The following is a 21,194-nucleotide window of genomic DNA, read 5'->3' as shown; positions in this document are numbered from 1 at the left end:
CCCAGGCCGCTCATCGACGCTGTGCGGACTGGGCCTGTTGGCATCGAGACACCGGGCTGACCGGACATACCGGGTCGAGCGCTCGGAAATGAGGAGCCTCTCTGACCTGGAATCCTGCTGCCGGCAGCACGCACCTCGTTTGCTGCTCGTGGACATCGCGTTGATTTCGCCAGAGGGTGTCGGCAGATTGGACGATCTGCGCCGCCACTTTCCCGCCACCGACTGGCTGCTCGGCTGGGAGCGGCCCTCGACCCAGGGCCTGGATGCAGCGATCCGAATCCAGGCCCGCGGCTGCATCGAGTGGGCCGCGAACGCGGAGCAACTCGCACAATCGCTGGATGCCGTACTGGCGGGCGCCTTGGGTTTTCCGGATCCGGTATTGCAGGCGCTGTATCTGGCCGTGCTGCGGTTGATGGCAGCCGGCGGACGGTCGGCATCCGGTGCAACATCGTCCGCAGTCAGGCTGACCGCGCGTGAGGACGAGGTGCTGTCGCTGATGCACCGGGACATGTCCAACAAGCAGATCGCCGAACGGCTCGGGATCAGTGTCAACACAGTCAAGAAGCACCTTGCCCATGTATCCGCGAAGCAGGGGCAGCACAGTCGGCGCTGGCATCTCGCCCGGCCCGGGCTCGTCGGACCGGTTCCGGAAAGATCCATCCCGCATCTCGAACCGGCGCCCTCGCCGCTCCCCATGGGGAAGCCCAGGATGGCGACCGCATCGAGTGTCCTGCGCGATGGGGACTGCTTCAAGAACGTGAAGGCAGGCCAGTTTCCGCGGATCTCCTATCACCTGGGCGGGGCCACGGACAACGAACTGCTTGAAGCTGCTGCGTCGAAGATCGACTCGCATCTTTGCTGCTACGCCGGATGGCCCAATGCCTTTTCGACAGTGCCCGCGATGAAGAGCCTCGTCGAGCTTCGGGGCAAGTAGCCATCCGGACCGTCGAGGATCCGCACGCGTCTACAGGCTCGCGGCAATCCGCTCCCGCAGCCAGCGATGCCCCGGGTCGCGATGCCGCCGCTCGTGCCACAGCATCGCCATCTCGTAGCCCGGCACTTCCAGCGGCGCCTCCACCACGCGCAGCCCCGGCGCGCCGCGCGCCAGCCGCTCGGGCAGCATCGCGACCATGTCGGTGCCGGCCAGCACCGACATCATGAAAAGGAAATGCGGCACCGACAGCACCACCCGCCGCGCGAGCCCCTGCTGCGCCAGTGCATCGTCCGTGGGGCCGGCAAAGCCGCCACCGCCCAACGACACCACCACATGCTCCAGCGCGCAGAACTGCGCCAGCGTGGGCCGGCGCTTCAGGCGCGGATGGCCGCTGCGTCCGGCCAGCACGTAGCGCTCATGGAACAGCACGCGCCGGTGCAGCCCGGGCGGTGCGCCCACGCTGGTATGGAAGAACAGGTCGATCTCCCCCTGCTCGAGCTGCCGAGCCATGCGCGATGGCACCGCCTCCACCACGGCCAGCCGCGTGTGGGGCGCGGCCGCACGAAGACCGGCGAGTGCCGGCAGCAGGATCGCCGATTCGGCATAGTCGGCCGCGGCCACGCGCCAGGTGGTGGTCGCCTCGGCGGGGTCGAAAGGTTTTGTGGGCGCCACCGCGCGAGCCAATGATTCCAGCGCTTCGCGCAGCGGTTCGCGCAGTTCGTCGGCCCGCGCGGTGGGCCGCATGCCGCGCTGCGCGGGCACCAGCAGCGGATCGTTGAACACCTCGCGCAGCCGGGCGAGCTGCACGCTCACCGAGGGCTGCGAGAGATTCAGGCGCTCGGCAGCACGGGTCACGCTGCGTTCGGCCAGCAGCACGTCGAGCGTCAGCAGCAGGTTGAGGTCGATCCGCTTGAAATTGTCCATCGCTATTCCTGGAATTCCGAATATTCATTTCCAATATAGCTCGGCAACTCCTAACCTGCCTGCATGTTCATCCGACGAATCATGCAGCCATGAAAATCCTTCTTGTCCATGCCCACCCCGAGGCCCGCTCGCTCAACGGCTCTCTGAAGCAGTTCATCGTGGATCGCCTCGTGCAGTCCGGGCACGAAGTGCAGGTGTCCGACCTGTACGCCATGCAATGGAAGGCCACGCTGGCGGCCGACGACTTCGCGCACCTCGAACCCGGCGCGCCCTTCGATCCCATCACCGATTCCCAGCGCGCCTTCGAGGCCGGCACCCAGCGCGAGGAAGTCGCTGCCGAGCAGGCCAAGCTGCTCTGGGCCGACACCGTGATCTTCCAGTTCCCGCTGTGGTGGTACGCGATGCCGGCCATCCTCAAGGGCTGGGTCGACCGTGTCTACGCCTATGGCTTTGCCTACGGCGTGGGCGAGCACTCCGACAGGCACTGGGGCGACCGCTTCGGCCAGGGCGTGATGGCCGGCAAGCGCGCCATGCTCGTGGTCACGACCGGCGGCTGGGCCTCGCACTACAGCGCCCGCGGCATCAACGGCCCGATGGACGACCTGCTGTTCCCGATCCACCACGGCATCCTCTACTACCCCGGCTTCGAGGTGCTGCCGCCCTTCGTGGTGTACCGCACCGGCAAGGTCGATGCCGCGGCCTATGCGCGCATCACCGAAGAGTTGGGCCGCCGGCTCGACACGCTCGCAACCACCGAGCCGATCCCGTTCCGCCCGCAGAACGCCGGCGACTACGAGATCCCCGCGCTCACCCTGCGCGACGACATCGCGCCGGGCGAGGCCGGCTTTGCGGTGCACGCCTCGCCGGCCGTCAGGAGCGCGCGCTAGGGCAGCACCGGCTTCGCCGCCGCGCTGGCAATGGCCGCATCCGCATCGGCGCGCAGCATGAAGCGCCTGGCGACCAGGTCGTTGGCCGCGGCGGCCACGGCCGCGACGTAGCCGGCCTGGTCGGTGTAGCGCTCCTGCAGCGAGGGCCGCGGATCGCCGCTGCCCGAACGCTCGGCCGCCGTCTTCGCAAAGGGAAAGTACGAACCGAACAAGCCCGCCAAGTCGATGGTGCCCGGCTTGCTGGTGTAGTTCCAGCCGGTGTTGGTGCCCACGGGCACCGCCACGTCGAGGCTGCGGATGCCCGCGATGTCGTTGCCGTCGGCATCCACCTGCGGCACGAGGATGGCGTAGTCGCGGCCAAGGTAGGCGGGCGGCACCTGCGTGGCGATGCCGCTCTCGTCCTGCGGCCGGTAGTTCGGCCCCCAGTCGAGCAGCGAATAGGTGTTGACCAGGCCCGTGTAGTTCGCGCCCGGAATGGACGGAAACTTCAGCTGCTGCGGGCGCACCAGCGTGGCGTCGGCCAGCTTGGGCACCTGGCTGTCGGGCGGCGCCGTGCCCTTGACGACCCAGTCCTCCAGGTTCTGGTAGAGCGCGCGCACCACCGGCACCACGCCGGCGTTCGCGTTGGTGGCGTAGAGCGCCCCCGCGGTCGCGCCCGGCAGCGAGGGCAGGCCCAGCAGGTGGTGCGTGCTCGCGTAGTAGTAGATGCGCGCGTTGTCCGGCTGCACGAGGTCGGCCGTGCCCCAGGCATCGGTCAGCAGCGGCGAGCCCTGCAGCACATAGAACTCCGTGCCGCTGAAGCCGATGAAGAGCTTGGGGCAGGTGCCGCTCGCCTCGCAGCGCGACAGGATGCCGCCGCGGCGCTGCGCCACGTCGTCCACGTAGTCCTTCGAGAGGCCGCGCGTGCCGGCCTGGCCGAAGGCCTTGTGGTCGGCGCGCACGCCTCCGCCGCCGCCCGGAATCGCGAAGCGCATGTTGATGTTGGTCTGGCGCGCCGCAATCTGCGCGAACACGCCGTCGAACACCTTGCGTCCCGCGAGGTCCTGGTTGAAGCCGAGGTGCACGAAGGTCTTCATGAAATTGCCGCATTGCGACACGCCCGAGGCAATGGTGTTCTTGATGGCGGACGCCACCGGGTTGGCGGTGCCCGCGGCGTCGCTCGCCTCGCGATGGAAGAAGGCGATCATGTCGCGCACGGCCGCGAGCCCCAGGCCCATGACCTTCGGGTCCTTCGCGACGTAGACCAGCTCGTACATGTAGGCCGGGTCCCATTTGTCCCGGAGGCACACGTTCGTCTCGTCGGGCGTGCCGGGGAACGGTGCGGCGGCACTGCACCTGGCAAACTTCCACTCGCTCGCGGGGATGAGCTGGCGCGCATCGGCTTCGTTGATGCGCCGCGTGAGCACGTAGCCGGGCTGCGTGTTGTCCAGGCTCGCCGTCGCGTAGGCCTGCATGGCCGCATTGAACGGGCCGCCGGGCAGCGGCAGCGAATCGTTGGTGGCCGCCGTGGGCAACAGCTCGGCGCGGTAGGTGCCGGTGATGCTGCTGCCGTCCGCATTCCGGGCCACGGGCACCTGGAGCGTGAGCTTGCCCGCCGCGGCCGGCACGTCGCCCTGCCAGGCGGCCGTGAGGAACACGTAGCCGCGCGACGCAAAGTACGGATCGAGGTTGACGATGTTGCCGCGGTTCGGCGCGTCGTAGCGCAGCACGCCGCTGGCCTTGCTCATGTCCTTGGGCTTGAAGAGCACGAACTCGGAGCTGTACTCGACCTTGCCATTGGCATTGAGCGGCGCGAGCGGCAGGTCCTGGATGATGGCGTTGCGCGCGTCCTTCGGATCGACCTCGCCCGTGAAGGTGCCGGTGATCTTCTCGTAGGTGCCGACGCTGCCGAAGCTGCCCGCAACGTCCTCGGTCTTCGAGATGGCGAGCTTGAACTTCGGCGCTTCGGCAGTTGCCGGCGGGGGCGTGGTTGCGGCCGGCGGCGGCAGCACGAAGCCACCGCCTCCTCCACCACCGCTTCCGCCGCATGCGCTCAGGAAAAGGGCGGCCGAAGCCACCGTGGCAGCCAACAGGCTCCAGCGTTTCATGGTTTGTCTCCTTCGTTGTGTGTCTGCGCGGCGCCGATCCCCGCTGCGGCCGGCGCGCGCCCTACTCGGCTTCGATGCCGGCGGCCTTGACGATGCGGCCCCACTTCTGCGACTCGGCCGTCTGGAACCTGGCGAGCTCTTCGGGCGAGGTGGTGAACACCTCGGTGCCGGTGGGTTCGTAGAAGGCCGCCTTCGCGGACTCGCTCTTGGCGGCCTTCACCAGCAGCTCGTTGAGCCGCTTGACCACGGCCGGCGGTGTCTTCGCGGGCGCATAGGCGGCGAACCAGTAGCCCATTTCATAGCCCTTCACGCCGGCCTCCGAAATGGTCGGCACGTCGGGCGCGAGCGGCGAACGCGCCGCGCTCGAAACGCCCAGCGCGCGCAGCTTGCCGCCCTTGACCTGCGGCAGGCCGGTGGCCGCGTCGGTGATCATCATGTGGATCTGGCCGCCCAGCAGGTCGGTGACGGCCAGCGTGTTGCTCTTGTAGGGCACGTGCAGCAGCTTGATGTCGGCCATCTGCTGCAGCAGCTCGCCCGCCATGCGGCTGGACGAACTGCCGCTGCCGAAGCTGTACTTGCCCGGCTCCTTCTTCGCGAGCGCCACGAACTCGGCCACGCTCTTCGCAGGGAACGACGGATTCACCACCATGATCTGCCCGCCCTTGCCGAGTGCCGTGACGGGCGCGAAGTCCTTCACCGGGTCGTAGGGCAGCTTCTTGAACAGGTGCTCGTTGGCGGCATGCGTGGTGTTGGTCGTGATCAGCACGGTGTAGCCGTCGGCCGCGGCCTTGGCCACCTGCTGCGAGGCGATGAAGCCGCTGGCGCCCGCCTTGTTGTCGATCACGACGGGCTGCTTCGTTTCGGCCGTGATGCTGTTGCCCAGCGCACGCGCGATCTGGTCGGTGGCGGTGCCGGCCGCAAAGGGCACGACGAAGGTGATGGGCTTTTCTGGAAAGGCCTGCGGCTGCGCGTGGCCCAGCAGCGGCACCAGGGCCAGCGCGGCGGCCGAAAGGGTCAGGGAACGTCGTTTCATTGTTTTGTCTCCGAATGGATGGCTGAGGAAAAAAAGGATGGCTGCTACGGCCCTGCCAGCAGCGGCGCCAGCGCGCGCGGCACGCGGATGGGCATGTCGAGCAACAGGAAGGACAGCGCCTTGCCGTGCGCATCGAGGTTCAGTGCATCGTTGACGCCGCCGTCGAGCACGGCATCGAGCACGAAGTTCATCGCATGCAGCCGCGGCAGCAGGAAACGCTGCACCCGTGCCGGTGCGCGGTGGCGGAACTGCATCGACACGCGCTCGGGCGTGAGCTGCTCGGCCAGCACCGGGTAGAGGTCCGCGTGCCAGGCGATCACGCTGATGTTGGAGCGGTCGCCCTTGTCGCCGGTGCGGCCGTGGGCCGCGCGGTAGACCGGCACTTCGATCATGTCGTCTGTCGATGTGTTCATGAGAGGGCCTCCGCGCCGAGCAGTTCGAAGCGCACCGGCACCGCTTCCCGCGGCAGCAGGCACGACAGGGTATTGAGCCGCGGCGTGAGCGCCGTGCGCACGCCGCCGCCGCCCGCAGGCCCGCAGGTGTAGAGCGCCATGACCTCGCGCGCCAGGCGCTCGGCCTGCGCGCGCTCCGCATGCGTGGCGGCCACGCGCAGGCGCAGGTCGCGCAGGCCGGTGTCGGGCGTGTCCGCGAGCATGTGGCCGGCATCGTCGCCCAGGATGCTCAGCGCGCCGATCAGGTCCACGCGCAGCGCCAGTCCTTCGAGGCGCTTGCGCAGCACCTCGGCCGCGAGCCGCGCACGCGCCTCGGCACGCGGTCCCGCATAGGAGATTTCGCCCTCGGCGAGCCAGCCGCCTTCATGGCAGACGTTGACCTTGTAGTGGCTCGGCCGCGCATGGCCGCGCACGCCGGAGAGTTGGACGCGGTCCCTGCCGGGCAGCGCGCGCACCTCGGCTTCGGCAATGTCGGCCACCACGTCGGGCGTGAGGTAGGCGCTCGGGTCGTGCACTTCGTAGAGCAGCTGCTCCTTCACGGTGGCTTCGCTCACGAGCCCGCCGGTGCCGTCGGCCTTGCCGATGGTGCAGCGGCCGTCGGCGTCGATCTCGGCAATCGGGAAGCCCACGCTGTCGAGCCCCGGCACGTCCTTGTAGCCCGGGTCTGCGAAGTAGCCGCCGCACACCTGCGCGCCGCATTCGAGCAGATGGCCCGCCATGGTGGCGCGGCCCAGCCGGTGCCAGTCGTCGGCGCGCCAGCCGAAGTGCGACATGGCCGGGCCGACCGCAAGAGAGGGATCGGCCACGCGGCCGCACACCACGATCTGCGCACCGGCGTCGAGCGCGGCGGCAATCGGCTCGGCGCCGATGTAGGCGTTGGCGCTGACGATGCGCAGGCCCTCCATCTGCGCGCCCAGCGTTTCATGCAGCAGCGCGCGGTGCGCAGGGCCGGAGAGGTCGTCGCCCTCCACCACCGCGATGCGCGGCGCGTCGGCGCCCAATTCGCGCGCCATGCGGGCGATGTGGCGGGCCGCGGCGCGCGGATTGGCCGCGCCGAAGTTGCTCACGATGCGGATGCCGTGGGCCAGGCAACGCGCCAGCACGGGCCGCAGCATGGCGTCGAGCAAGGGCTCGTAGCCGGCCTCAGGGTTGTCGCGGCGGCGCAGCTGGGCGAGCGCGAGCGTGCGTTCGGCCAGCGTCTCGAAGATCAGATAGGCGCGCTGCCCCGCCGGGCCGCTGGCCAGCCGCGCGATCAGCGTGTCGACCACCGGCCCGGCCGCATCGGTGCGGTCGCCGGAAAAGCCGGCCGCGCAGCCGATCAGCAGTGGGGGCGGTGCATTGGCATTCATCGAGGCGGACTTTAGGCAGGCTGCCGTCATCCGTAAAATCGAAAATTCGGATCAATTGATCTGAATCTCAGATCGTCCGAGAAATCTCACTGGTCGAGCCGGATGCCGCGCCTGGCGATGATCGCGCCCCACTTGCGGCCCTCGCTGTCGATGAATGAGCTGAACTCCTCGGCGGAGCCGCCGCCCGCCACCAGGCCCTGGCTGGCCAGCAGTTCGCGCACGGCAGGCTCCTGCAGCACGGTGTTCACGTCGGCGTTGATGCGGCGAACGACGTCGGGCGGCGTACCGCTCGCGGTGAAGAGGCCGTTCCACGCCAGCGACTCGAAGCCCGGATAGCCCGACTCCGCCACCGTGGGCAGGTCCTTCATGAGCTCGGAGCGCTTCGCGCTCGTGACCGCGAGCAGCTTGAGGCGCTTGCCCTGGATGAGCGGCAGCAGCGCCGGTGCCACGGTGAAAAGCGCCTGCGTGTCGCCGGCTGCCACCGAGAGGCCCGCGGGCGGCGATCCGGCATAAGGCACATGCACCGCCTCGATGCCGGCAACGCTGCGAAACAGCTCCATCGTCAGGTGCGACGAACTCCCCGCGCCCACCGAGGCATAGCTGAACTGGTGGCCCTGCTTCTTCGCCCACGCCACGAACTCAGGCAGCGTGTTGGCCGGGTTGCCGGCCTGCACGGCCAGCACGTTCGGCTGCGAGGTGGTGAGCACGATCGGCAGCAGGTCGCGCGCGGGCGCGTACGGCATGCGGCTGTACATGTGGGGCCCGAAGGCGATCGGACCGTTGAAGCCTATGCCCAGGGTGTGGCCGTCGTTCGGCGCCTTGGCCACGGCGTCCATGCCGATCAGGCCGCCCGCGCCGGCCCGGGTCTCGATGACGATGGGCTGCTTCCACATGGGCCGCAGCCGGTCGGCCAGCGTGCGCGCGATCAGGTCGAGCGAACTGCCGGCGGGCGCGGGAACGATCACGCGCACGGGCTTCGTCGGCCACTCCTGGGCGGAGGCGGCCATCGCCGATGCGCAGGCGAGGAGGAATGCGGCGAGCCTGATCTTCTTGTTCATGTTCGATCTCTGCTTGGGGCCGCAACCTTACATCGGCGCAAAAAAACCAGGCCCGCTTTCGCAGGCCCGGCCTTCTTTCTCGTACCCGCATCCTTGCGGACGGGTTGCTTGCCACTACAGCGGCAGCGCATTGCCGCGTGCGGCGGCATAGGCTTCGGCTCGCACCGTCGCGCGGTCCACCGCACCGGCGACGACCGGCGCCGTGCCCGACGAGGCACCTTCGGCGTACGGGTCGGGCGCGCGGGCAGCGGCCACCGCTTCGGCACGCACGGCATCGCGGCTGTTCATGGCAACCGGCGGATAGATCGGGCCGGCATCCGCACCCGTGGCATAGGGATCGCCCGTGTGCGCGGCCACCACGGCCCCGGCGGCCACATTGGCGCGGCTCTCGGCGGTGGTGGGGGGATGGACGCCTTCATAGGTTTCGGCATGGGCGGCGCCGGCGGCGGCCGCGAGGGCCACTGCGGCGGCGCAGAGAAGCCTGGCGCCGTGTCTGGAGCTGGAGAGGGTCATTCGGGTTTCCTTCGATTCAATGAATGGATGGAGGGAGGCTGCGAACCGTTCTTGCTTTTTTTGGGCCGGTCCGTGAAATCAATTTTGCGATGGCATCCAGGTACAACCTCATGCCGCACGCAATCCCGGCAATCGCGACGTGGAAACAGCCGGCCGCGCTTTGAAGCGATGCGCGAAAGCTGCTAGCGGCCGGCTCGCGCTGCGCACCACTTCACGGAGCACGGCAAGGCCCTTTGCGCAACGCAGGCATGATCGGGGTCTACCAGATCGGCCCGGAAAGCCTGAGGGCCTTCCTCTCGACCCGCCCGCTGGACCCGACGGAGCGGTACCAATGAAAGCACCACCACGACTGCAGTCGCTGGTCGACGAAGGCCTGATCGACACGGTGGTCCGCCAGCTGATGAGCGGCAAGGAAGCCATGGTCTACGTGGTGCGCTGCGGCGAGGAGACGCGCTGCGCCAAGGTCTACAAGGAAGCCGACAAGCGCAGCTTTCGCCAGGCCGTCGACTACACCGAGAACCGCCGCGTGCGCAATTCGCGCGAGACGCGCGCCATGGCCAAGGGCACGCGCTTCGGCCGCCAGGTGACCGAGGCCATCTGGCAAAGCGCCGAGGTCGATGCGCTCTACCGCCTGGCGGCGGCCGGCGTGCGCGTGCCCGTTCCCTACAACTTCCTCGAAGGCGTGCTGCTGATGGAACTGGTGACCGACGCCAACGGCGATGCGGCGCCGCGGCTCAACGATGTGGCGTTCACGCAGGGCGAAGCCGTGCAGCACCACGCCAGCCTGCTGAAGGAAGTGGTGCGCATGCTGTGCGCGGGCGTGGTGCACGGCGACCTGTCGGAGTTCAACGTGCTGCTCGCGGCCGACGGCCCGGTGGTGATCGACCTGCCGCAGGCGGTGGATGCGGCCGGCAACAACCATGCGAAGCGCATGCTGCTGCGCGACGTGGAGAACCTGCGCAACTTCTTCGGCCAGTTCGCGCCGCAGCTGCTGGACACGCACTACGGCGACGAGATCTGGCACCTGTACGAGCGCGGCCTGCTGCGCGTCGAATCGGTGCTGAGCGGCACGCATGCGCGCGACACCGGCCCCGTCGATCTGGGCAACGTGCTGCGCGAGGTGGACGATGCGCGCGAAGAGGAAGCGGCGCGGCGCCTGCGCATGCAGCTGCCCAGGCTCTGACGCGCACCGGCGCGGCTGTCAGGGCCGCTCGTTCTTCAGCTCGCGCAGCTGCGCCTCGGCATGCTCGAGTTCGGCCCGCAGCGCGCGGATGTCGTGCTCCAGCTTGTCGATGCGCGCCGCGCGGCTTTGCGGCGGTTCGGACGCCCGGCAGCGCGCCCGCAGCGCGTCCAGGTTCTCGGCGAGCTGCCGGCGGCGCAGCATCTGGCCCCTGGAGCGGGCCAGGTCCATGTCGCGCTCCAGTGCGGCTTCTTCCGCTTCGCAGGATGAAGAAGCGGAAGATGCGCCCTCTCCCGTCTGCGCGGGTTGTGCGAATGCAGGCGAGGCCAGCGCCAGCATGACGAGCCAGCGCCAGGGCTTCATGTGCAGCTCCCGCCTTGCCCTCGACGGCAGCCATGCCAGGCGAAATCCATTGCAGCAACTCCCGTTCCATCGGCCGCGCCAACGCACGCCGTGCCGCATTCTGTCTCAGGCCAGCGTCTCCACGCACAAGGCGGTGAGCTTTCCCGCGACCGAAGGATGCGCCTGCAGGGCCTGCAGCGCCAGGTCCATCGTGCCCTGCCGCACCGGCTGCGTCAGCACCAGCAGCTGCGCGCCCATGCCGGGCTGCGCAGCCGCCAGCGCCACCTGCCGCACCGGCACCTGCTGCCCCGCCAGCCAGCCCGACACCGCCTCGACATGGCTCGCGGCACGCACGGGAATGCGCAGGTAGTGCGCGCAGCATGCCTCGGCGCGGGGCAGCACCGGCAATGCGCTCATCGCATGCGCATGAAAGCCCAGGTGCGGCACCCGCTGTGCGGCATGGGTGCCGGCTAGCCGCGCCACGTCGACCAGGTCGGCAATCACCGCCGATGCGGTCTGCTCAGAGCCGGCACCCGCGCCGTAGTACATCGTCACGCCGGACGCATCGCCCTTGACCATGACGGCATTCATCGACCCGTTCACATGCGCCATCAGGTGCGACGCGGGCACCAGCGCGGGCTGCACGCGCAGTTCCACGCCCTCCTCCCGGCGCCGCGCCAGGCCCAGCAGCTTGATGCGGTAGCCCAGCTGCTCGGCGCAGGCCACGTCCACCCGCTCGAGCGCCGTGATGCCTTGCACCTGCACGTCGGCAAGCCGCACGGCGGTGCCGAAGGCATTGGCGGCCAGCAGCGTGAGCTTGTGCGCGGCGTCGATGCCCTCGATGTCGAAGGCCGGATCGGCTTCGGCATAGCCGAGTGCCTGGGCCTGCGCGAGCGCCGCGGCGAAGTCCAGGCCTTCATCGCGCATCTTGCTCAGGATGAAGTTGGTGGTGCCGTTGATGATGCCCGCCACCCACTCGATGCGGTTGGCCGCGAGGCCCTCCCGCAGCGCCTTGACGATGGGAATGCTCACCGCCACCGCGCCCTCGTAGGCCACGGCCACGCCATGCCGCCGGGCCGCGGCAAAGATCTCGGCGCCATGCACCGCGAGCAGGGCCTTGTTGGCCGTGACCACGTGCTTGCCGTGCGCGATGGCGGCCAGCACCCATTCGCGCGCCGGACCGGTGCCGCCGGCCACTTCCACCACCACGTCGACATCGGGATGGGTGGCCACGCGCAGCGGGTCGTCCGTCAAGGGAATATCCCCGCCCACGACGGCGGCTGCGCGCACCAGGTTGCGCGCAGCCACCATCGCCAGCTCGATGGGGCGGCCCGCCCGTCCCGCGATCTCGGCCTGGTTGCGCGCCAGCACCCGCAGCGTGCCGGAGCCGACGGTGCCGATGCCGATCATCCCCACGCGCAGCGCACGAATGGCCGCAGGAAGGCTGGGCAGGGGTTCGAGGGACTGGACTGGATCGCGGTACATGGACATCTCCGGATGAAAAACAAGAAACCCAGCTGCCAGAGCTGGGTTTCATTCGTTCGGAGAAGAAGAGCGATACACCAGGTGGCTGCCGAAACGGCCACCTGCGCGTGCTCAGGTGGCCGCGGTGGTAATGGTGGTAATCATTCGTGCAACCAATGACCCCTCCGCCCGCGCGCAGGCAGGCGGCATCATGCGGGCCATGGAGGCTGCACAGACGGTGGCGGGGAAGAGATGGCACGGCATGAGGATGGGAGTGTACAAGAGCCCGGCCGGCCGGCGCCGCGACTGCCGCGCCAAACCTGCGGGAATACGGGGAGCAGGCCTACAGCGCCCCGCCGGCAGCAGGCCTAGTGTTGTGGGCAAAGAACTGCATCACCAGGAGGCAGCATCATGAAGAGTTTCGTCCTAGAGCCCCGCATGCGCTCGAGCATCGGCGGCGCCTTCTACCCCACAGGCTATTCGATGGTGATGTTTCCAAGCGCGGAAGACGCCAACCGCATCGGTCACAAACTGATCGAAAACGGCGTGAGCGGCGACGAGATCTACCTGCTTCCCGCGGCCACGATCCTGGAAGAAATCACACCCACGGTGCGGGAAGCCGACGAGCCGCTGCCGTCGGCCGGAACCGACGCGGCCACCGTACGCGCCTACACCAAGCTCGCGCGCGAAGGCCACACCGGGCTCCTGGTCAGGACGAAGAACGAAGAGGCAGCCAACCACCTGATGGAGGTGGTGCGCACCGTGCCCTATTCGATCGCACAGCGCTATCGCACGCTGGTCATCGAAGACCTCTGAGACTTTTCTTCCGCCGAGGACGGCTCAGGCGGCCGCCGCCGCTGCGCGCCGCACCACGTCGCGCGCCATGGCCTGCGCCAGCTCCTGTTCGCCCAGGAAGACCGTGGCGGCCATCTCGCGCGTCAACAGCTGCGCTTCCTCTTCGTTGTGGCTGCGGATCACGGTTTCGATGGCCGGATTGAGGGTGCGGGCGGTCTCCATCATCTGCCGCACGTTCATGGTGTCCGGTATGGCCACCACCAGCACGCGGGCGCGCGCGATGTGCGCCTGGATCAGCACGGCCGGATCGGCCGCATCGCCCCAGACGGCCGCAACGCCGGCCTCGCGCAGCTTCTCCACCATTTCGCGGTTCTGCTCCGCCACCACGTAGGGAATGTCGTGCGCCTCCAGCTCGGACGCGATGCGGCGCCCGACGCGGCCGTAGCCCACGAGCACCACCTGGCTGGAGAGGTACCGGGCTGCGGTGGTGGTCGGCAGCTCGGCCAGCGGATGGTCGTGCGATTCGAGGCTGCGCGCCAAGGGGAGACGGCCGTGCAGCCATTTCTGCAGCGGCGCGATCAGGCTGAACCACAGCGGATTGGTGGCAATGGAAATCAGCGCGCCGGCCAGGATCAGGCTCTGGCCCTCCACCGGCAGCAGGCCGAGCGAGACGCCAAGGCCCGCAAGAATGAACGAGAACTCCCCGATCTGCGCGAGGCTCGCGCTCACGGTGAGCGCCGTGCCCAGCGGATAGCGGAACGCCAGCACCAGCGCGCAGGCGGCCAGCGACTTGCCCAGCACGATCACGCCCACCACTGCCAGCACCTGCAGCGGCCGTTCGATGAGCACCGAGGGATCGAAGAGCATGCCCACCGACACGAAGAACAGCACCGCGAAGGCATCGCGCAGCGGCAGCGACTCCTGCGCCGCGCGGTGGCTGAATTCCGATTCGCGCATCACCATGCCCGCAAAGAATGCACCGAGGGCGAACGACACGCCGAACAGCGCCGCCGAGGCAAAGGCGATGCTGACCGCGGCCGCGATCACGCACAGCGTGAACAGCTCGCGCGAGCCGGTGCGCGTGACCTGCCAGAGAATCCACGGGAACGCGCGCCGCCCCACCACCAGCATCAGCGCCACGAACCCGCCCACCTGCAGCAGCGTGACGCCGAGCGTCTGCCACAGCGGGTCGGCGGGGTTGGCCGAATTGCCGGCATGGCCGCCCAGGGCCCCTGCGAGCGGCGGCATCAGCACCAGGACCAGCACCATGGCCAGGTCCTCGACCACCAGCCAGCCGACCGCGATGCGCCCGGTGAACGAATCGAGAATGCCCAGGCTCTCGAGCGCGCGCAGCAGCACGACCGTGCTTGCCACCGACAGCGCCAGGCCGAAGACCAGCGCCTCGCCCCATGACCAGCCCCACCAGAGCGCCAGCGCACCGCCCAGCAGCGTGGCCACCGCGATCTGCGCCAATGCGCCCGGCAGCGCGATCTTGCGCACCGCCAGCAGGTCGTCGAGCGAAAAATGCAGGCCCACGCCGAACATCAGCAGCATCACGCCGATCTCGGCCAGCTGCGCCGCAATGCCCGCATCCGCCACGAAGCCCGGCGTGAAGGGCCCGATGATCACGCCCGCGAGCAGGTAGCCCACCAGGGCCGGCAGCCGCAGCCGCAGCGCCAGGAAACCCAGCACGAGCGCCAGTCCCAGGCCGGCGGCAATCGTGTTGATCAGGGAAACGCTGTGGGGCATTGCTCCATTTTGCAGGAACGATGCGCCCCTCTGGTTTCACACGGGCATCGTCAGTCGGCCATCTTGCTGATGCGCGCGGCTTCGAGCACTTCGGGCTCCTGCGACTCCACCCAGCTCTCGTTGTTGAGCCCGGCGTGCAGCCGCTCGGTGTCGAGCTCGTTGGTCCACTTGGCCACCACGATGGTGGCCACGCCGTTGCCGATCAGGTTGGTCAGCGCGCGGGCTTCCGACATGAAGCGGTCGATGCCCAGGATCAGCGCCAGGCCCGCCACCGGCACGTGGCCCACGGCCGAGAGCGTGGCCGCCAGCACGATGAAGCCGCTGCCCGTGACGCCCGCCGCGCCCTTGGAGGTGAGCAGCAGCACGGCCAGCAGCGTGATCTCCTGGGTCAGCGTCATCGGCGTGTTGGTGGCCTGCGCAATGAACACGGCCGCCATCGTGAGGTAGATGGAGGTGCCGTCGAGGTTGAACGAATAGCCGGTGGGAATCACCAGGCCCACGCAGGTCTTGTTGGCGCCCAGGTTCTCCATCTTCTCCATCATGCGCGGCAGCACCGATTCGCTCGACGAGGTGCCCAGCACGATCAGCAGCTCTTCCTTGATGTACTTGATGAACCTCCAGATGCTGAAGCCATGGAAGCGCGCTATGAGCCCGAGCACCACGAAGATGAACAGCAGGCAGGTCAGGTAGAAGGTGCCCATCAGCTTGCCGAGCGAGAACAGGCTGCCCAGCCCGTACTTGCCGATGGTGAAGGCCATGGCGCCGAAGGCGCCGATGGGCGCCAGCTTCATGATGTAGCCCACGATCACGAAGAGCACGTGCGAGCCCTTCTCGATCACGTCGAACACCAGCGTGCCGCGCCCGCCGAAACGGTGCAGCGCAAAGCCGAACAGCACCGCGATCAGCAGCACCTGCAGGATCTCGCCCTTGGCGAAGGCGTCGACCAGCGTGCTCGGGATCACGTTGAGCAGGAAGTCGACCGTGCCCGTCATCTTGCCCGGACCGGTATAGGAGGCGAGCGCCTTGGTGTCGAGCGTCGACGGGTCGATGTTCATGCCCGCGCCGGGCTTGAGCAGGTTGACCAGCACGAGCCCCACCACCAGCGCGATGGAACTCACGATCTCGAAGTACAAGAGCGCCAGGCCGCCGGTCTTGCCGACCTTCTTCATGTCTTCCATGCCGGCGATGCCCACCACCACCGTGCAGAAGATGATCGGCGCGATGATCATCTTGATGAGCTTGATGAAGCCGTCGCCCAGTGGCTTCATGGCCTCGCCGAGCGCGGGCTGGAAGTGGCCGAGCAGCACGCCGATGATCACCGCCGCGATCACCTGCACGTAGAGCGAACGATAGAGCGGGAGCTTTCTGGTGGGTGTGATTGTTGTGTCTGCCATGTTGCCTCCGGAGGGGTTGGAAACTGTAGAACCGAATCGAAAGCTTCTCATACGTAGAAGCCACATCGCAGAAATGAAAAAACCCGCCTCGGCGGGTCTTTTCGATCAGCTTCCCGTCAGCATGATCAGTGCATGTGCAGGCCGCCGTTGACCGAGAAGTCGGCGCCCGTGCTGTAGCCGCCCTCGTCCGTGGCAAGCCACGCGATGATGGAAGCAATTTCGCTCGGCTCGCCCAGGCGCTTGACCGGAATGGTGGCCACGATCTTGTCGAGCACTTCCTGGCGGATGGCCTTGACCATGTCGGTGCCGATATAGCCCGGGCTCACCGTGTTGACCGTGACGCCCTTGCTCGCCAGCTCCTGCGCCAGCGCCATCGTGAAGCCGTGCATGCCGGCCTTGGCCGCCGAATAGTTGGTCTGCCCCGCCTGGCCCTTGGCGCCGTTGACCGAGCTGATGTTGATGATGCGGCCCCAGCCCTTCTCGACCATGTCGCCCACCACCTGCTTGGTGACGTTGAACATGCTGTTGAGATTGGTCTCGATGACCGCGCTCCAGTCCTCGGGCGTCATTTTCAGGAACATGCGGTCCCGCGTGATGCCGGCGTTGTTGACCAGCACGTCGATCGGGCCGTGTGCTGCCTTGGCGGCGGAAAAGGCCTCGACGGTGGATTGCCAGTCGCCGACATTGCCGACCGAAGCGTGGAACTCGAAGCCCAGGGCCTTCTGCTCGGCCAGCCATTTGGCATGGTCGCGCGTGGGGCCGCAGCCTGCGACGACAGTGAAGCCGTCCTTGTGAAGGCGCTGGCAGATGGCTGTTCCGATGCCACCCATGCCTCCGGTGACATATGCAACTTTCTTGCTCATGAATTTTTCCTTGATGTATGCGAAAAGCCTGAACGGCCGCCTTCACTCTAGCGAGTTTCAAGCCGTCGAACTCTGAGGAAAACACTGAGCCGAGCTTGCAACCAGCTGTCACGGCGCGGCCGCATGTGCAACCATATTGCATAAGTCCGTACCGTCCCCGCACACCCCTATTGCTTCCAAGGAGTTCGAAAGTATGAATTTCGGAATCGCCAGGCGGCGTCCCCATGTCTGACGGCGCCGGCCTCGAGCCGCTTTCCATCCTCGCCGGCCGTGTCGGCGCCGTCCTCCGCGAGCGGCGCCAGACGGTGGCGGTGGCCGAATCCTCGGCTGGCGGCCTCGTGTCGGCCGCCCTGCTCGCCATCCCGGGCGCGTCGGCTTTTTTTCTCGGCGGCGCGGTCGTCTACTCGCGCCGGGCCGGAAAAGCGCTGCTGGGCCTGACGGCCGAAGACATGGCGGGCATGCGCGCGGAAACCGAACCCTATGCCAGCTTCATTGCAGGCAGGATCCGGGACAGCCACCGCGCCACCTGGGGCATTGCCGAGAGCGGCGCGGCCGGCCCTTCCGGCAGCCCCTACGGCGACGCGCCAGGGCATGTGTGCCTGGCCATCGCCGGAGAGGCTGCGGCGAGCAGGACGATCGAAACCGCCCATGCGGACCGCGCGTCGAACATGGACGTCTTTGCGCGGCAGCTGCTCCTGCTGTTCGACGAGACGCTGCGGGCCCATTCAGGAACGTCTGGCTGAACCACGAGGCGCCGATGAAGAAACCAACCACCCAAGCTCATGTGCAGTACCACAAGGACGGCAGCGTCTGGGCGCGCGGGCAGAAGACGCCCGAGGGTGTCCTGACGGGCTATTGGGAATGGTTCCGCAGCGACGGAACCCGGATGCGCTCCGGCCATTTCGAGAACGGCGAACAGACCGGCGAATGGACGACGTACGACAAGGAAGGCGCCGTGTACAAGGTCACGCGCATGAAGCCGAAGAAGCCGCCGACCGGCGCTTGAGCCTCCGTCTGCGGCCGGCGTGTCTGGTCAGCGGTATCCGGCCCGCCGTGGGCCAGGGGGCCCGGGCGGACCGAGGATCGCTCAGCTGTGCTAATCCGCCTGCACCCCCGCCGCCTTGATCACCTTCCCCCACTTCTCGGTCTCGGCCGCCAGGTGGGTGCGCAGCGCTTCGGGGGTCACCTTGTCCATGGGGACCGCCTCGGTGCTCAGTTCGGCGAAGCGGTGCTTGACCATGTCGTCCTGCAGCGCAGCGCGCAGGGCCTTGTTGAGCTTCTCCATCACGGCCGGCGGCGTGCCCTTGGGCGCGTAGATGCCGTGCCACACCTTCACGTCGAAACCCTTCAGGCCCTGCTCGTCGAGCGTGGGGATGTTGGGCATGCTGGACAGGCGCTTGGGCGTGGTCACGCCGAACACCTTGACGCGGTTGCCGTCCTTGATGACCGGTGCGGTCTGCGTGGTCTGGTCGCACAGCAGATCGACCTGCCCGCCCATCAGGTCGTTGAGCGCCGGGCCGGCGCCCTTGTAGGGCACGGTGGTGAGCTGCACCCCGATCTGGTGCGCCAGCAGCATGCCGCACAGCTGCGACACCGCGCCGATGCCGGCGTTGGCGAGCGTCACCTTGTCCTTGTTCGTCTTCACGTAGGCCAGCAGTTCCTGAAAATTGTTGGCCGGAAAGTCCTTGCGCGAGAGCAGGGTCATGGGCACGTCCATCACCTGGCCCACGTATTCGAAGTCCTTCAGCGGGTCGTAGCTGAGCTTCTTGTAGAGCGCGGGCGCGGTGGCCATGCCCATGTGGTGGATCAGGATGGTGTAGCCGTTGGGCGCCGCCTTGGCCACGCGCGCGGGCGCGATGGTGCCGCCCGCGCCCACGGTGTTCTCGACGATCACGGTCTGCCCGAGCGACTTGCCCATGGGAATCGCGAGCATGCGCGCGACCACGTCGGTGGGGCCGCCGGCCGAATACGGCACCACCATGGTGATGGGCTTTTCGGGCCAGGGCGCCTGTGCAGCGGCCGGCGTTTGCGCGGCCAGCAGGCCTGCGCCCAATGCCGCGGCCAGCAGGGTGCGGGCCTTCCAGTTCTTCTTCAGATTCATCGGGTTGTCTCCTGGGTTGTTGGATGTGTGTCTTGTTCTGCGGCGAGCGCCAGCAGCCGTTCGGCCAGGCGAACCACCGGCGCATCGACCATGCGTCCGTCGAGGCTGGCCACGCCGCCGCCGGCCGACCGCACGGCCTCGATCACGCGGCGCGCCCATGCGAGCTCGCCGGCGCTCGGCCCGAGCGCCGCCTGCACCGGCGCGACCTGGTCGGGGTGGATGCACAGCTTGGCGCCGAAGCCGCCGCGCCGTGCGCGCGCCGTGTCGGCGGCCAGGCGCTGCGTGTCGCGCCAGTCGGCCGTCACGCCGTCGACGGGCGCGGGCAGGCCGGCGCGGCGCGAGGCCAGCAGCAGCGCGAGGCGCACCGGCACGAGTTCAGCCTCGTCCGCATCGCAGGCCAGCCCGACATCAGCCTGGAAATCCAGGTTGCCGAAGGCGAGCCGCAGCACCTGTGGCACTGCCGCGAGTTCATCGACTGCCGCAAGCCCGGCGGCTGATTCGACGAGCGGCACGAGCAATCCGTTCGGGCCGACGACTTCGGCCAGCCGCCGCAGGTCGCTGTCCCGCTCCGCCTTGGGCAGCACCACGCCCGCGGCCAGCCCTTGCGAGACCAGCCCGGCCACGGCCGCGCGGTCGTCCTCGTGCCAGGGGGTGCCTGCGGCATTGATGCGCACCAGCAGGCGCTGCCGGCCGGCCGCGGACAGCGCGGCGAACGAGGCCGCGAGGCCTTCGCGCGCCGCAGCCTTTCGTTCGGGCGCCACCGCGTCCTCCAGGTCCACGATCACCGCGCCCGCACCGGTGGCCAGCGCGCGCGCATGGCGTTCAGGCCGGTCGGCCGGCACGAAGAGAAAGGTGCGCGCCAGCGCGAGCTGCGCGCTCACACCGCGCCCGCCTCGCGCAGCGCCGCAATGTCCGCCTCGCTGCGGCCGAGGCCGCGCAGGATGGCTTCGGTGTGCTGGCCGACCGCCGGTATCGCGTCCATGCGGTAGTCGAAGGCGCTCTGGCGACCCGCCGGCAGCAGGGCCGGAATGTCGCCGGCCGGCGAGCCCACCTGCCGCCAGCGCTCGCGCGCCTGCAGCTGCGGATGAGCCCACAGCCCGGCCATGTCGTTCATGCGCGCGTTGGCAATCTGCGCCGCATCGAGGCGCTCGACCACCTGCGCGGTGCCGAGCGCGGCGAAGGTCTCCACGATGATCGCGCGCAGCGCGTCGCGGTGCTCGTTGCGCCGTGCGTTGCTGTCGAAGCGCGCGTCGGTCGCGAGCCCCGCCTGCAGCAGCACCTTCTCGCAGAACACCCGCCATTCGCGCTCGTTCTGCAGGCCCAGCATCACCGTGCCGCCGTCGCCCGCGGGAAACGGACCGTAGGGATAGATGGTGGCGTGCGAGGCGGCGCTGCGCGGCGGCGGCGGCGCGCCGTCGTAGGCGTAGTACATCGGGTAGCCCATCCACTCGGCGAGCGACTCGAGCATCGACACGTCGATGTGCGAGCCCTTGCCGGTCTTGCCGCGCTGGAGCAGCGCCGCGAGGATGCCGGTGTAGGCGTACATGCCCGCCGCGATGTCGGCGATGGAATTGCCCGACTTGCACGGATCGTCCGGCGTGCCCGTGACTGACAGGAAACCCGCCTCGCTCTGGATCAGCAGGTCGTAGGCCTTCTTGTCGCGGTACGGGCCGTCGTCGCCATAGCCCGAGATGTCGCAGACGATGAGCCGCGGATGCATTGCCTGCAGCGCCTCGGCGCCCAGGCCCATGCGCGCGGCGGCGCCCGGCGCGAGGTTCTGCACCAGCACGTCGGCATCGGCCACCAGCTCCTGCAGCACCGCGAGCGCGGCGGGCTGCTTGAGGTCGAGCGTGAGGCTTTCCTTGGAGCGGTTCACCCACACGAAGTGCGAAGCCTCGCCGCCCACGCGTGCGTCGTAGGCGCGCGCGAAATCGCCGGCGCCGGGGCGCTCCACCTTGATGACGCGGGCGCCGAGGTCGGCCAGCTGCCGGGTGCAGAAAGGCGCGGCGATCGCGTGTTCGAGCGAAACCACGGTGATGCCGTCGAGGGGTCTTGTCATGGGCTTGTTT

The 21,194-nt window shown here is 68.4% G+C and carries 21 protein-coding genes; 6 read left to right on the top strand and 15 right to left on the bottom strand.

Annotation, left to right across the window (positions count from 1 at the left end):
• The first annotated feature begins 148 nt into the window (after positions 1-148).
• Positions 149-934 carry a LuxR C-terminal-related transcriptional regulator gene (locus tag ACAM54_RS10605; protein ID WP_369650964.1) on the top strand — a complete coding sequence of 262 codons (786 nt, stop codon included), beginning with the start codon at positions 149-151 and terminating at the stop codon, positions 932-934.
• A gap of 30 nt (positions 935-964) precedes the next feature.
• On the opposite strand, the gene ACAM54_RS10600 is transcribed toward ACAM54_RS10605, so the two are convergent.
• A complete protein-coding gene (locus ACAM54_RS10600) occupies positions 965-1,858 on the bottom strand; it encodes a LysR family transcriptional regulator (RefSeq protein WP_192322660.1) in 894 nt (297 codons plus the stop codon).
• Positions 1,859-1,947: 89 nt separating this feature from the next.
• On the opposite strand from ACAM54_RS10600, the gene ACAM54_RS10595 reads away from it, so the two are divergent.
• Entirely contained in the window at positions 1,948-2,745 is a 798-nt protein-coding gene (locus ACAM54_RS10595) for an NAD(P)H-dependent oxidoreductase (protein WP_369650655.1), read from the top strand.
• On the opposite strand, the gene ACAM54_RS10590 is transcribed toward ACAM54_RS10595, so the two are convergent.
• The 6 genes from ACAM54_RS10590 to ACAM54_RS10565 form a co-directional block, all read right to left on the bottom strand.
• Positions 2,742-4,832, bottom strand: coding sequence for an alpha/beta hydrolase domain-containing protein (locus ACAM54_RS10590; protein ID WP_369650654.1), 2,091 nt, complete (start codon positions 4,830-4,832; stop codon positions 2,742-2,744). The two genes, ACAM54_RS10595 and ACAM54_RS10590, sit on opposite strands and share 4 nt — an antisense overlap.
• Positions 4,833-4,893: 61 nt before the next feature.
• Positions 4,894-5,865: a tripartite tricarboxylate transporter substrate binding protein gene (locus tag ACAM54_RS10585; protein WP_209502968.1), complete on the bottom strand. Its 972-nt coding sequence runs from the start codon at positions 5,863-5,865 to the stop codon at positions 4,894-4,896.
• A 44-nt stretch (positions 5,866-5,909) separates the two neighbouring features.
• Positions 5,910-6,278, bottom strand: coding sequence for a hypothetical protein (locus ACAM54_RS10580; RefSeq protein ID WP_369650653.1), 369 nt, complete (start codon positions 6,276-6,278; stop codon positions 5,910-5,912).
• The gene (locus ACAM54_RS10575) at positions 6,275-7,666 is read right to left on the bottom strand and encodes an acyclic terpene utilization AtuA family protein (protein ID WP_369650652.1); all 1,392 of its coding nucleotides are present in this window, start codon (positions 7,664-7,666) and stop codon (positions 6,275-6,277) included. The genes ACAM54_RS10580 and ACAM54_RS10575 overlap by 4 nt, the downstream gene beginning before the upstream one ends.
• A gap of 86 nt (positions 7,667-7,752) precedes the next feature.
• On the bottom strand, positions 7,753-8,724 hold the full coding sequence (locus ACAM54_RS10570) for a Bug family tripartite tricarboxylate transporter substrate binding protein (RefSeq protein ID WP_369650651.1): 972 nt from the start codon (positions 8,722-8,724) through the stop codon (positions 7,753-7,755).
• A gap of 114 nt (positions 8,725-8,838) precedes the next feature.
• The gene (locus ACAM54_RS10565; RefSeq protein ID WP_369650650.1) at positions 8,839-9,237 is read right to left on the bottom strand and encodes a helicase SNF2; all 399 of its coding nucleotides are present in this window, start codon (positions 9,235-9,237) and stop codon (positions 8,839-8,841) included.
• A gap of 331 nt (positions 9,238-9,568) precedes the next feature.
• Between ACAM54_RS10565 and ACAM54_RS10560 the strand changes: the two genes are divergently transcribed.
• Positions 9,569-10,420 (top strand): PA4780 family RIO1-like protein kinase, encoded by an 852-nt coding sequence (locus ACAM54_RS10560; RefSeq protein WP_192322667.1) that lies wholly within the window; start codon positions 9,569-9,571, stop codon positions 10,418-10,420.
• Positions 10,421-10,438: 18 nt separating this feature from the next.
• Here ACAM54_RS10560 and ACAM54_RS10555 read toward each other — a convergent pair whose 3' ends face one another.
• Entirely contained in the window at positions 10,439-10,780 is a 342-nt protein-coding gene (locus ACAM54_RS10555; protein ID WP_225612705.1) for a DUF1090 family protein, read from the bottom strand.
• A gap of 105 nt (positions 10,781-10,885) precedes the next feature.
• Entirely contained in the window at positions 10,886-12,244 is a 1,359-nt protein-coding gene (locus ACAM54_RS10550) for a homoserine dehydrogenase (protein ID WP_369650649.1), read from the bottom strand.
• 390 nt (positions 12,245-12,634) lie between these two features.
• Here ACAM54_RS10550 and ACAM54_RS10545 point away from each other — a divergent pair, with 390 nt between their 5' ends.
• Complete coding sequence (locus ACAM54_RS10545) at positions 12,635-13,039, top strand: hypothetical protein (RefSeq protein WP_047784726.1); 405 nt, start codon at positions 12,635-12,637, stop codon at positions 13,037-13,039.
• A 24-nt stretch (positions 13,040-13,063) separates the two neighbouring features.
• Here the strand turns inward: ACAM54_RS10545 and ybaL are convergent, their stop codons facing one another.
• The 3 genes from ybaL to phbB form a co-directional block, all read right to left on the bottom strand.
• Positions 13,064-14,767 carry a YbaL family putative K(+) efflux transporter gene (gene ybaL, locus ACAM54_RS10540; RefSeq protein WP_369650648.1) on the bottom strand — a complete coding sequence of 568 codons (1,704 nt, stop codon included), beginning with the start codon at positions 14,765-14,767 and terminating at the stop codon, positions 13,064-13,066.
• A 50-nt stretch (positions 14,768-14,817) separates the two neighbouring features.
• Positions 14,818-16,161 carry a dicarboxylate/amino acid:cation symporter gene (locus tag ACAM54_RS10535; RefSeq protein ID WP_369650647.1) on the bottom strand — a complete coding sequence of 448 codons (1,344 nt, stop codon included), beginning with the start codon at positions 16,159-16,161 and terminating at the stop codon, positions 14,818-14,820.
• 125 nt (positions 16,162-16,286) lie between these two features.
• The gene (gene phbB, locus ACAM54_RS10530) at positions 16,287-17,024 is read right to left on the bottom strand and encodes an acetoacetyl-CoA reductase (protein WP_012747162.1); all 738 of its coding nucleotides are present in this window, start codon (positions 17,022-17,024) and stop codon (positions 16,287-16,289) included.
• Positions 17,025-17,248: 224 nt separating this feature from the next.
• On the opposite strand from phbB, the gene ACAM54_RS10525 reads away from it, so the two are divergent.
• Together ACAM54_RS10525 and ACAM54_RS10520 are read left to right on the top strand one after the other, a co-directional pair.
• On the top strand, positions 17,249-17,767 hold the full coding sequence (locus tag ACAM54_RS10525) for a CinA family protein (protein ID WP_369650646.1): 519 nt from the start codon (positions 17,249-17,251) through the stop codon (positions 17,765-17,767).
• Positions 17,768-17,781: 14 nt separating this feature from the next.
• Positions 17,782-18,030 (top strand): hypothetical protein, encoded by a 249-nt coding sequence (locus ACAM54_RS10520; RefSeq protein ID WP_369650645.1) that lies wholly within the window; start codon positions 17,782-17,784, stop codon positions 18,028-18,030.
• A 90-nt stretch (positions 18,031-18,120) separates the two neighbouring features.
• Here ACAM54_RS10520 and ACAM54_RS10515 read toward each other — a convergent pair whose 3' ends face one another.
• Genes ACAM54_RS10515 through ACAM54_RS10505 form a run of 3 tightly spaced genes read right to left on the bottom strand, consistent with a single transcriptional unit; the run spans position 18,121 to position 21,184 of the window.
• Positions 18,121-19,125 (bottom strand): tripartite tricarboxylate transporter substrate binding protein BugD, encoded by a 1,005-nt coding sequence (locus tag ACAM54_RS10515; protein ID WP_369650644.1) that lies wholly within the window; start codon positions 19,123-19,125, stop codon positions 18,121-18,123.
• Positions 19,122-20,006 carry a CoA ester lyase gene (locus ACAM54_RS10510; RefSeq protein WP_369650643.1) on the bottom strand — a complete coding sequence of 295 codons (885 nt, stop codon included), beginning with the start codon at positions 20,004-20,006 and terminating at the stop codon, positions 19,122-19,124. The genes ACAM54_RS10515 and ACAM54_RS10510 overlap by 4 nt, the downstream gene beginning before the upstream one ends.
• Positions 20,003-21,184, bottom strand: coding sequence for a CaiB/BaiF CoA transferase family protein (locus ACAM54_RS10505; protein WP_369650642.1), 1,182 nt, complete (start codon positions 21,182-21,184; stop codon positions 20,003-20,005). Before ACAM54_RS10505 ends, ACAM54_RS10510 begins: the two co-directional genes overlap by 4 nt.
• Positions 21,185-21,194: the final 10 nt, after the last annotated feature.

The organism is Variovorax sp. V93, from assembly GCF_041154485.1.
GTDB lineage: Bacteria > Pseudomonadota > Gammaproteobacteria > Burkholderiales > Burkholderiaceae_C > Variovorax > Variovorax beijingensis_A.
The sequence above is the reverse complement of the archived record's forward strand: the minus strand, read 5'-3'. Positions and strand labels throughout refer to the sequence as shown.

Coding starts and splice junctions, on each gene's coding strand:
- ACAM54_RS10570 (WP_369650651.1), bottom strand. CDS start 8,724: ATGAACAAGAAGATCAGGCTCGCCGCATTCCTCCTCGCCTGCGCATCG.
- ACAM54_RS10600 (WP_192322660.1), bottom strand. CDS start 1,858: ATGGACAATTTCAAGCGGATCGACCTCAACCTGCTGCTGACGCTCGAC.
- ACAM54_RS10550 (WP_369650649.1), bottom strand. CDS start 12,244: ATGTACCGCGATCCAGTCCAGTCCCTCGAACCCCTGCCCAGCCTTCCT.
- ACAM54_RS10595 (WP_369650655.1), top strand. CDS start 1,948: ATGAAAATCCTTCTTGTCCATGCCCACCCCGAGGCCCGCTCGCTCAAC.
- ACAM54_RS10545 (WP_047784726.1), top strand. CDS start 12,635: ATGAAGAGTTTCGTCCTAGAGCCCCGCATGCGCTCGAGCATCGGCGGC.
- ybaL (WP_369650648.1), bottom strand. CDS start 14,767: ATGCCCCACAGCGTTTCCCTGATCAACACGATTGCCGCCGGCCTGGGA.
- ACAM54_RS10575 (WP_369650652.1), bottom strand. CDS start 7,666: ATGAATGCCAATGCACCGCCCCCACTGCTGATCGGCTGCGCGGCCGGC.
- ACAM54_RS10580 (WP_369650653.1), bottom strand. CDS start 6,278: ATGAACACATCGACAGACGACATGATCGAAGTGCCGGTCTACCGCGCG.
- ACAM54_RS10560 (WP_192322667.1), top strand. CDS start 9,569: ATGAAAGCACCACCACGACTGCAGTCGCTGGTCGACGAAGGCCTGATC.
- ACAM54_RS10520 (WP_369650645.1), top strand. CDS start 17,782: ATGAAGAAACCAACCACCCAAGCTCATGTGCAGTACCACAAGGACGGC.
- ACAM54_RS10515 (WP_369650644.1), bottom strand. CDS start 19,125: ATGAATCTGAAGAAGAACTGGAAGGCCCGCACCCTGCTGGCCGCGGCA.
- ACAM54_RS10585 (WP_209502968.1), bottom strand. CDS start 5,865: ATGAAACGACGTTCCCTGACCCTTTCGGCCGCCGCGCTGGCCCTGGTG.
- ACAM54_RS10505 (WP_369650642.1), bottom strand. CDS start 21,184: ATGACAAGACCCCTCGACGGCATCACCGTGGTTTCGCTCGAACACGCG.
- ACAM54_RS10555 (WP_225612705.1), bottom strand. CDS start 10,780: ATGAAGCCCTGGCGCTGGCTCGTCATGCTGGCGCTGGCCTCGCCTGCA.
- ACAM54_RS10535 (WP_369650647.1), bottom strand. CDS start 16,161: ATGGCAGACACAACAATCACACCCACCAGAAAGCTCCCGCTCTATCGT.
- ACAM54_RS10590 (WP_369650654.1), bottom strand. CDS start 4,832: ATGAAACGCTGGAGCCTGTTGGCTGCCACGGTGGCTTCGGCCGCCCTT.
- ACAM54_RS10565 (WP_369650650.1), bottom strand. CDS start 9,237: ATGACCCTCTCCAGCTCCAGACACGGCGCCAGGCTTCTCTGCGCCGCC.
- phbB (WP_012747162.1), bottom strand. CDS start 17,024: ATGAGCAAGAAAGTTGCATATGTCACCGGAGGCATGGGTGGCATCGGA.
- ACAM54_RS10525 (WP_369650646.1), top strand. CDS start 17,249: ATGTCTGACGGCGCCGGCCTCGAGCCGCTTTCCATCCTCGCCGGCCGT.